Source organism: Burkholderia sp. Se-20378, from assembly GCF_017104665.1.
GTDB classification, from domain to species: Bacteria; Pseudomonadota; Gammaproteobacteria; order Burkholderiales; family Burkholderiaceae; genus Burkholderia; species Burkholderia lata.
In genome coordinates, this window is record NZ_JAAGPG010000322.1 from 1 (window position 1) to 9,664 (window position 9,664).

At 66.1% G+C, this 9,664-nt stretch carries 8 protein-coding genes; all 8 read right to left on the bottom strand.

Annotated features, from left to right (window positions below; all coding sequences use genetic code 11):
* Positions 1–99: 99 nt before the first annotated feature.
* Positions 100–1,116, bottom strand: a complete 1,017-nt coding sequence (locus G3N93_RS26580; RefSeq protein WP_174937507.1) for a peptide ABC transporter ATP-binding protein — start codon at positions 1,114–1,116, stop codon at positions 100–102.
* Positions 1,113–2,111: an ABC transporter ATP-binding protein gene (locus G3N93_RS26585; protein ID WP_174937505.1), complete on the bottom strand. Its 999-nt coding sequence runs from the start codon at positions 2,109–2,111 to the stop codon at positions 1,113–1,115. Before G3N93_RS26585 ends, G3N93_RS26580 begins: the two co-directional genes overlap by 4 nt.
* A gap of 1 nt (position 2,112) precedes the next feature.
* Positions 2,113–3,030 carry an ABC transporter permease subunit gene (locus tag G3N93_RS26590; protein ID WP_206134304.1) on the bottom strand — a complete coding sequence of 306 codons (918 nt, stop codon included), beginning with the start codon at positions 3,028–3,030 and terminating at the stop codon, positions 2,113–2,115.
* 4 nt (positions 3,031–3,034) lie between these two features.
* Positions 3,035–4,045 carry an ABC transporter permease subunit gene (locus G3N93_RS26595; RefSeq protein WP_011353491.1) on the bottom strand — a complete coding sequence of 337 codons (1,011 nt, stop codon included), beginning with the start codon at positions 4,043–4,045 and terminating at the stop codon, positions 3,035–3,037.
* Between the two features lie 117 nt (positions 4,046–4,162).
* Entirely contained in the window at positions 4,163–5,791 is a 1,629-nt protein-coding gene (locus G3N93_RS26600) for an ABC transporter substrate-binding protein (RefSeq protein ID WP_174947358.1), read from the bottom strand.
* A gap of 327 nt (positions 5,792–6,118) precedes the next feature.
* A complete protein-coding gene (locus G3N93_RS26605; RefSeq protein WP_206134305.1) occupies positions 6,119–7,426 on the bottom strand; it encodes an MFS transporter in 1,308 nt (435 codons plus the stop codon).
* Between the two features lie 191 nt (positions 7,427–7,617).
* Positions 7,618–7,929 (bottom strand): high-potential iron-sulfur protein, encoded by a 312-nt coding sequence (locus G3N93_RS26610; RefSeq protein ID WP_011353494.1) that lies wholly within the window; start codon positions 7,927–7,929, stop codon positions 7,618–7,620.
* Between the two features lie 492 nt (positions 7,930–8,421).
* Complete coding sequence (locus tag G3N93_RS26615) at positions 8,422–9,531, bottom strand: NAD(P)/FAD-dependent oxidoreductase (protein WP_174933855.1); 1,110 nt, start codon at positions 9,529–9,531, stop codon at positions 8,422–8,424.
* Positions 9,532–9,664 lie beyond the last annotated feature (133 nt).

Below are 9,664 nucleotides of genomic sequence, written 5' to 3' on the forward strand. Positions count from 1 at the left end.
GTACGCACGCTCCAGCGCCGCGCGTAGCGGTACGCGCGCATCACGCGTGCGCTGCTTGCCCCCGCACGGCGCACGCCGGACGCGCGCGCCGCCAACGCTTCAGGCATTCGCCTCCCCTACCTCCTCGGCCCGATGGCACGCTACGCGCCGGCCGTCGACCTCGCGCAGCTGCGGCTCCTCCGCACGGCAACGCTCGACCGCATACGGGCAGCGCTGGTGGAACGCGCAGCCCGACGGCGGATTGAGCGGCGACGGCAGTTCGCCCTGCAGCTTGATCTGCACGCGGCGGTCTTCCTCGAAGATCGCCGGCGTCGCCGACATCAGCGCGCGCGTGTACGGATGGCGCGGCCGTGCGTAGATCGTTGCCTTGTCGCCGAGCTCCGCGACGCTGCCGAAGTACATCACCATCACGTCGTCCGCGACGTGCTCGACCACCGACAGGTTGTGCGAGATGAACACGTAGCTCGTCTTGAACTGCTCCTGCAGATCCATGAACAGGTTCAGGATCTGCGCCTGGATCGACACGTCGAGCGCGGACACCGGCTCGTCGGCGACGACGATGCGCGGATCGAGGATCATCGCGCGTGCGATCGCGACACGCTGGCGCTGGCCGCCCGAGAACATGTGCGGATAGCGCTTCGCGTGCTCGGGCCGCAGGCCGACCGTGCGCATGATCTGCGCGATGCGCTGCGCGCGTTCGGTGGCCGTCAGGTTCGCGTTGATCTCGAGCGGCTCGGACAGCGTCTGCTCGACGGTCTTGCGCGGGTTGAGCGACGCGAACGGGTTCTGGAACACCATCTGCACGCGGCGGCGCAGGTCGGCAACCGTCTCGCGGCTTGCGCCGGCCACGTTCTTGCCGTCGATCGTCAGGCTGCCCGAGGTGGGCGTCTCGATCATCGTCAGCTGGCGGGCGAGCGTCGACTTCCCGCAGCCCGATTCGCCGACGACGGCGAGCGTCTTGCCGCGCTTCAGCGAGAACGACACGCCGTTCAGCGCCTTCACCGTGCCCTGCCCGAACATTCCGCGCTTCACCGAATAGTGTTTCGCGAGGCCGTCGGCCACCAGCACGGCTTCCTCGTCGTGCGGCGTGGCGCCCGCTTGATTGACTGCATTCATCGTGCACCTCCCGTCAGGTCGAGGTTGGAAACGTTGAGCGGCTTGATGCAGCGTGCGCGCATCGCCTCATTGCCGGACACCAGCGTGTCGAGCGCCGGCCGCGCCTTGAGGCAGTCGTCGACGACGTACTTGCAGCGCGGCGCGAACAGGCACCCGGACGGGCGATCATCGCGGCCCGGCACCATGCCGGGCAATGCGGCAAGGCGACGCGCCCCCTTATTGTGCTCGGGAATCGCCGCGAGCAGCGCTTCGGTGTACGGATGATGCGGCGCGCGGAAGATGTCGGGCACGCTGTTCGTCTCGATCACCTCGCCCGCGTACATCACCGCCACGCGCTGCGCGACCTCCGACACCACGGCCAGGTCGTGCGAGATCAGCACGAGCGCCATGCCGCGCTCCTTCTGCAGCTTCACGAGCAGGTCCATGATCTGCGCCTGGATCGTCACGTCGAGCGCGGTGGTCGGCTCGTCGGCGATCAGGAGCTTCGGGTTGCACGCCACCGCCATCGCGATCATCACGCGCTGGTTCATCCCGCCCGACATCTGGTGCGGGAACGACGTGATGCGGTTCTTCGCATCGGGAATGCCGACCTGGTCGAGCAGCTCGAGCGCGCGCCGGTGCAGCGCGTCGCCGCGCAGCCCTTCGTGCAGCTTCAGCACTTCCTTGATCTGGTAGCCGACCGTATAGCTCGGGTTCAGGCTCGTCAGCGCGTCCTGGAACACCATCGCGATGTCCTTGCCGACGATCTTGCGGCGCGCTTTCGGCGACGCCTTCAGCAGGTCGACGCCGTTGAACGTGACCTCATCGGCCGTCACCTTGCCCGGTGCGTCGATCAGGCCCATCAGCGCCATCATCGTCACGCTCTTGCCCGAGCCCGATTCGCCGACGACGCCCACCACCTCGCCCGGTGCGATCGACAGGTTGATCCGGTCGACCGCGGGCAGGCCGTTGAAGTTCACCGCGAGATTGCGGATGGTCAGAAGATTGTTGCTCATGTCAGGCCATCCGTTTCAGTTTGGGATCGAGCGCGTCACGCAGCCCGTCGCCGAGCAGGTTGATCGCGAGCACCGAAATCAGGATCGACAGGCCCGGCATCGTCACGATCCACCACGCGTTGTCGATGTAGTCGCGCGCGGAAGCCAGCATCGCGCCCCACTCGGCGGTCGGCGGTTGCACGCCGAGGCCGAGGAAGCCGAGTGCGGCCGCATCGAGGATGGCCGACGAGAAGCCGAGCGTCGCCTGCACGATCAGCGGCGCCGTGCAGTTCGGCAGCACCTGCGAGAACATCAGGCGCAGCGTGCCGGCACCGGCCACGCGCGACGCCGTCACGTACTCCTTCTGCAGCTCGCCGAGCGCCGATGCGCGCGTCAGGCGCACATAAGCCGGCAGCGCGACGATCGCGATCGCGAACATCGTGTTGGTGAGGCCCGGGCCGATGATCGCGACGACCGCGACCGCGAGCAGCAGCGACGGCAGCGCGAGCAGCACGTCCATGATGCGCATCACCGGCGTGTCGGCCCACTTCTGGAAGAACGCGGCCACGAGCCCGAGCACGACGCCGGGGATCAGCGCGAGCACGACCGACACGAAGCCGATCCAGAACGACATCCGCGCGCCGTACATCAGGCGCGAAAGAATGTCGCGGCCCGCTTCGTCGGTGCCGAGGATGAATTTCCAGTTGCCGCCGTCGAGCCACGCGGGCGGGATCTTCACGAAGTCGCGGTATTGCTCGACCGGGCTGTGCGGCGCGAGCAGCGGCGCGAGCAGCGCGACGAGGATCAGCGCGAGCACGACGATGCCGGCGCCGACGGCGCCGCGGTTGCGCGAGAAGTTGGCCCAGAACTCGCGCAGCGCGAGCGCACGGCCGCCGGCCGGCGCGGATTCGGTCGGCAGGGTATTTTGCAGATTGTTCATGGGATTACCTCGTGTGGCGGATGCGCGGATTCAGCACGCCGTACAGCAGGTCGACGACCAGGTTCACGACGATCACGAGCGTCGCGATCAACAGGATGCCGCCCTGGACGACCGGATAGTCGCGGCGGCCGATCGCATCGATCAGCCACTTGCCGACACCGGGCCACGAAAAGAGCGTCTCGGTCAGCACGGCGCCCGCAAGCAGCGTGCCGATCTGCAGGCCGATCACGGTGACGACCGGGATCAGCGCATTGCGCAGCGCATGCACGACGACCACGCGCGCGGGCGACAGCCCCTTCGCGCGTGCGGTGCGGATGTAGTCCTCGCGCAGCACTTCGAGCATCGACGAGCGCGTCATCCGCGCGATCACCGCGAGCGGGATCGTGCCGAGCACGATCGCGGGCAGGATCAGGTGGCTGACCGCCGACTTGAACGAGCCTTCGTCCGGCGCGAGCAGCGCGTCGATCAGCATGAAGCCCGTCGGGTGCGGGAAGTCGTATTCGACGGCGATGCGCCCCGACACGGGCGTCCAGCCGAGGTATGACGAAAACACCATGATGAGGATCAGCCCCCACCAGAAGATCGGCATCGAGTAGCCGGTGAGCGCGGTGCCCATCACGCCATGGTCGACGACCGAGCCGCGCCGCAATGCGGCGATCACGCCGGCCGGCAGCCCGACCGCGAGCGCGAACACGAGTGCGCACAGCGACAGCTCGACGGTCGCCGGGAAGCGCGCGAAGAACTCGCCCGCGACGCTCGTGTTGGTGATGATCGACGTGCCGAGGTCGCCATGCAGCGCCCGGCCGATGTAGTGGAGGTACTGCATGGGCAGCGGCTGGTCGAGCCCGAGGCGTTTCATCGCCTCCGCATGCATCGCGGGATCGACGCCGCGCTCGCCCATCATCACTTCGATGGGGTCGCCCGGTATCAGGTGAATCAGCGCAAACGCCAGGATGGTGATGCCGATGAAAGTCGGGATCACCATGCCCACGCGGCGCAACACGAATGTGAACATGATGCGTCTCGTATTTTCTTGTGGGAAATGTGCGACCGGCGACGGGAAGCTTTTGGCCTCCCGCCGCCGGATGAATTAGCCGGTCTCGGTCTTCGTAGACAGCTTACGCCGGGCGTGTTACTTCACGCTAACACCGTCGAAGCGGGCATAGCCAAGCGGCTCGATACGCATGTCGACCACGGTCTTGCGCACCGGCTGGTAGACCGTCGAGTTCGCGATCGGCGAGAACGGCAGCTGCTGCGCGAAGATCTGCTGAGCCTGCGTGTAGAGCTTCGTGCGCGCGTCCTGGCCCGTCGTCGTGCGGCCCTTCTGGACCAGATCGTCGAACGGCTTGTAGCACCAGTGCGAGAAGTTGTTGCCCTTGATCGCGTCGCAGCCGAGCAGCGTGCCGAGCCAGTTGTCCGGGTCGCCGTTGTCGCCCGTCCAGCCGATCAGCATCGTGTCCTGCTCACCCGCGTGCGCACGCTTGATGTACTCGCCCCACTCGTACGTGACGATCTTCGCCTTCACGCCGATCTTCGCCCAGTCGGCCTGGATCATCTCGGCCATCAGGCGGGCGTTCGGGTTGTACGCGCGCTGCACCGGCATCGCCCACAGCGTGATCTCGAAACCGTTCGGGAAGCCTGCCTTCGCGAGCAGCGCCTTCGCCTTCGCGGTGTCGTTCGGCGCCATCTTCAGGTTCTTGTCGTACGACCATTGGGTCGGCGGCATCGGCGCGTTGGCGGCCTGGCCGGCGCCCTGGTAGACGGACTCGAGGATCGCCTTCTTGTTGATCGCCATGTCGAGTGCCTGACGCACTTCGAGCTTGTCGACCGGCTTGTGCTCGACGTTGTACGCCAGGTAGCCGAGGTTGAAGCCTGCCTGCGACGGCATGTCGACGCCCGAATCGGCCTTCAGCGTCGCGATGTCGGCCGGACGCGGATAGCTCATCACCTGGCATTCGTTGCGCTTGATCTTCTGCACGCGCACGCCCGGATCGGGCGTGATCGAGAAGATCAGCTTCGAGATCTTCACTTCGCCCTTCTTCCAGTAATCAGGATTGCCGTCGAATCGGATCGTCGCGTCCTTCGTGTAGCTGCGGAAGATGAACGGGCCCGTGCCGACCGGCTTCTGGTTGATGTCGGCGGCCTTGCCTGCCTTCATCAGCTGGTCGCCGTATTCGGCCGACAGGATCGACGCGAATTCCATCGCCATGTTCTGGATGAACGGCGCATTCGGCTCGGCCAGCGTGAACTTCACGGTGTACGGATCGACCTTCTCGACCTTCGTGATCAGCTTGTCGAGGCCCATGTCGGTGAAGTACGGGAACGACACCGGGTACGCCTTGCGGAACGCCTGGTTCGGATCGAGCATGCGCTGGAACGTGAACAGCACGTCGTCCGCGTTGAATTCACGCGTCGGCTTGAAGAAGTCGGTCGTGTGGAACTTCACACCATGGCGCAGGTGGAACGTGTACACCTTGCCGTCCGACGACACGTCCCACTTCTCGGCGAGGCCCGGCTCGACCTTCGTGCCGCCGCGCTCGAATTCGACGAGGCGGTTGTAGACGGTGAACGTGGCGGCGGTGAAATCGACGCCGGTCGTAAATTGCGCGGAATCGAAACCCGCCGGGCTGCCTTCTGAGCAGTAGACGAGCGTTTTGTTCGGGATCTGTGCGAATGCAGAACCCGCGACGCCGAGCGATGCCGCTGCCACGCCTGCAATGGCGGTAACACGCAGGGTGTGCAACAGACGGTTGTATTCCATGTTTCCTCCAGGTCTCCAGATCGGAACCGGCCCGCCCGGGGCCGGTGTACGCGGATATTACTTGAGCTAACGATGTGGCAACAAGCTGGAGAAAAAACTCTTCTAGATGCCCCGCCGGGTTTTTGCCGATGTTTAGTGTGGGTAAAAAATGCGACAACGCGCGCGAGCGACAATTTCGTTCATCTCGCGCAAGTTTCGTTCGACGACTAAACAATTCGGGCGCGAACACGAAGGTTCGACGCACTGTTTTCCCGTGTTCTGCAGCACATCATTGCGTTTTGCGAAACGATCCGGTGATCGTCTTCAAATCGTCATGTCGTCGCGTCGTCACGCCGGCGCGTCGAGGTCGGCGCTGCGCGCGGGCACGAACGCGACCGCGACGATCGACAGCGCGATCCCGGCCATCACATAGTAGGTCGGCGCGAGCGGCGTGCCCGTGACCTTGATCAGCCACGTGACGATGAACTGCCCGAAGCCGCCGAACAGCATCACCGCAACGTTGTACGCGATCGACAGCCCGGTCGAGCGCACGTTGGCCGGGAACAGCTCGGCGATCATCGCGCCGAACGGCCCGTAGTAGCCCGCGAGCGTGACCGACAGCACGGCCTGCACCGCGATCAGCCGCGCGATGGTCGGCGCCGCGTCGAGCCAGGCGAACAGCGGATACATCAGCACGAGCGTCAGCACCAGCGACCACAGCGACAGCCCCTTGCGGCCGATGCGATCCGACCACGCGCCCGCGATCGGCGACAGCACCATCAGCAGCAGGTTGCCGACGATCACCGCGTAGAACGATTCCGCGTAGGGCAGCTTCAGCTGCTTCACGGCGAAGGTCGGCAGATAGCTGATCAGCACGTAGATCGTCACCGTCAGCGCGATCACCGAACCGAGCCCGCACAGCACCTCGCGCGGGTGGCGCGTGAACACTTCGCCGAGCGTCGCGCGGCGCGCGCTTTGCTGCGCATGCAGGAACGCTTCGGAATCGGCGAGATGGCGGCGGATGTAGAAGCCGATCGGGCCGATCACGAGCCCGAGGATGAACGGCACGCGCCAGCCCCAGCTGCGCAGCGCATCGTGCGACAGCCCGCGCGTGACGGCCGCGCCGACGAGCGCGCCGATCAGCAGTGCGGCCGCCTGGCTCGCCATCTGCCAGCTGCCGTAGAAACCGCGTTTCGAGAATGGCGCGGCCTCGATCAGCAGCGCCGTCGCACTGCCGAATTCGCCGCCCGCGGAGAAGCCCTGCAGCAGACGGCCGAGCACGATCAGGATCGGGCCGCCGATGCCGATCGCCGCATACGGCGGCGCGACCGCGAGCAGGAAGATGCCGGCCGTCATCAGGAGGATCACGAGCGACAGCGCCGCCTTGCGGCCGGCGCGATCCGCGTACAGCCCGAACACGATGCCGCCGATCGGGCGCATGAAGAACGCGACGCCGAACGTCGCGGTCGTCAGCAGCAGCGACGAGTATTCGCTGGAGGTCGGGAAGAACAGCTCGGCGATCACGACCGTCATGAAGCCGAACACCGTAAAGTCGTACCACTCGAGCGCGTTGCCGATCACGGCGGCCGCGACCGCTCGCCGGTTCAGCGCACGCTCGGGCCGGATCGTTTTCGTTGAATTCGCAATCGTCGCCATGCGTGCCTCGTCCTCGTCAGTTCGCCGTGTCGGGCTGCGCGGCGTGCGGGGTGCCCGCGGCGCGCTGGTTTGCAGCGAGTGTAGAAAGCGACGGAACCGTTTTCAAGCAATAAAAAACGCCCGCCGTCTTTCGACGGCGGGCGTTTTGCGGTTTTCGCCACAATGCGGCATCGCACGATGCCGCACGGACCTCAACCCATCTTCGAGAAGGCGCTGCACCAGCCCTTCGCCGACACCTGCTTGCCGGGGAAGGCGCCGCACGGGCCCGAGGCCGAGCCCTTCTTGCCCTGGTACAGCATGCAGGCCGCGCAATCCTGGCCTGCTGCGTATTTCGGATACTTCGTCTTGTCGACCTTCGTGGCATCGGCCTTGTAGCCGAGTGCCGTCGCGGTCGGGTCGCTTTCCGTGAGCATCGGCGCATCGGCCAGCGCTTCACGCGACAGCGCCAGCGCGGACACGGCACCAATGCTCGTAATCAGGAAACTCCGACGGGATGTTTTCATGGGGGACTCGCTCCAACGTTATTGGTTTGAAAGCTGTTCCAGGGTCTGTCTACCGATGGAACACGCATGCGAAGGCCCGAAATCGCTCGTCCCCCAAGGGGACTTCCTTGCGGGGCGCAGGCAAGGAGGGAGGAGCGCCGTTTAGCCAAGCCAAACAAGCGACGACCGACGCCGCCATGCGGGCGATTTCGGGCCTTCCCGTGGAAACGATATCAATTTGGGGTTGCCCCGAGAAGGGCCGCTCGCCGCGTTGCGCGCCTTGCGAATACGTCCAGTATTCGCGGCGTCGCGCGCCTCGCGAGCGGCCCTTCTCGGGGCAACGCATGCGTGTTCCATCGGTAGACAGACCCTGTACAGCCGTTCGACAGAATAACGCTCAAGCGAATAAATGTGCGCGCCGAAATTCCAGAGATAAGGAATTTCACACAGCCGCCACACGGCCGATACGCACCCGTCACGGTCCCACCACACCCCCGCCACACACGCGCCGCGTCAGTGGTAAGCCGCCATGTCGCCCACGCGCTGCGCGAGCGCGAGCGACGCGGTGAGCCCCGGCGACTCGATGCCGAACAGGTTCACGAGCCCGCGCACGCCATGCTGCGCGGCGCCCTGCACGATGAAATCGGCCGGCGGCTCGCCGGGGCCCGCGACCTTCGGCCGGATGCCCGCGTACGCCGGCTGCAGCGCGTCGTCGGGCAAGCCCGGCCAGAATGCGCGTATCGACGCATAGAACGCGGTCGCGCGTGCGGGATCGACTTCGTAGCGCAGCGCATCGACCCATTCGACGTCCGGGCCGAAGCGCGCCTGCCCGCCGAGATCGAGCGTCAGGTGCACGCCGAGCCCCGCGCGGTCGGGCATCGGATAGATCAGGTGCGAAAACGGTGCACGCCCCGACAGGCTGAAATAATTGCCGCGCGCGAGATAGAGCGGCGGCACCCAGCGCGGGTCGAGTCCGCGCGTGCGGCGCGCCAGCGCCTGAGCGCCGAGGCCCGCGCTGTTGATCACGCAGGCGGCCTCGATCTCGGTCGGCGCGTCGCCGCCCGTGCGCACGACGAAGCGCCCGCCGCGCAGCACGTCGATCGATTCGACCGGGGATTTCAGCGCGCACACCGCGCCGTCGCGCTCCGCGTCGCCGAGCAGCGCGAGCATCAGCTGGTGGCTGTCGACGATGCCGGTGGACGGCGAGAACAGCGCCTCGACGCATTCGAGCGCGGGCTCGAGCGTCTGCGCCTCGGCGCGCGTGAGCGGCATCAGGTCGAGCACGCCGTTTTCGGTCGCGCGTGCGGCAATCGCCTTCAACTGCTTCACCTGCGCGGCGCTCGTCGCGACGAGCAGCTTGCCGGCACGCCGGTGCGGCACGTGACGCGTCTCGCAGAATTCGTACAGCAGGTCGCGCCCGTGTACGCACGACATCGCCTTCAGCGACCCGCGCGGATAGTAGAGCCCCGCATGGATCACTTCGCTGTTGCGCGAACTCGTACCCGTGCCGATCGCATCGGCGGCCTCGAGCACGAGCGTTTCACGCCCGCGCGCGGCCAGTTCGCGCGCAATCGCAAGACCGACGACACCCGCGCCGATCACGACACAATCCATCTGCTCCATGACGTTTCGCGCCGCTAGCGCGTCGAGGGGAGAGAAGAGAATTGTACGTCCCGGTTCACCCGCTTGCCGAAGGTCGTGCAGCGTATCGCGACGACGCCGCGCATGACGCGCGACGCACGGCACGACTCGCGGC

Coding starts and splice junctions, on each gene's coding strand:
- G3N93_RS26600 (WP_174947358.1), bottom strand. CDS start 5,791: ATGGAATACAACCGTCTGTTGCACACCCTGCGTGTTACCGCCATTGCA.
- G3N93_RS26590 (WP_206134304.1), bottom strand. CDS start 3,030: ATGAACAATCTGCAAAATACCCTGCCGACCGAATCCGCGCCGGCCGGC.
- G3N93_RS26615 (WP_174933855.1), bottom strand. CDS start 9,531: ATGGAGCAGATGGATTGTGTCGTGATCGGCGCGGGTGTCGTCGGTCTT.
- G3N93_RS26610 (WP_011353494.1), bottom strand. CDS start 7,929: ATGAAAACATCCCGTCGGAGTTTCCTGATTACGAGCATTGGTGCCGTG.
- G3N93_RS26595 (WP_011353491.1), bottom strand. CDS start 4,045: ATGTTCACATTCGTGTTGCGCCGCGTGGGCATGGTGATCCCGACTTTC.
- G3N93_RS26585 (WP_174937505.1), bottom strand. CDS start 2,111: ATGAGCAACAATCTTCTGACCATCCGCAATCTCGCGGTGAACTTCAAC.
- G3N93_RS26580 (WP_174937507.1), bottom strand. CDS start 1,116: ATGAATGCAGTCAATCAAGCGGGCGCCACGCCGCACGACGAGGAAGCC.
- G3N93_RS26605 (WP_206134305.1), bottom strand. CDS start 7,426: ATGGCGACGATTGCGAATTCAACGAAAACGATCCGGCCCGAGCGTGCG.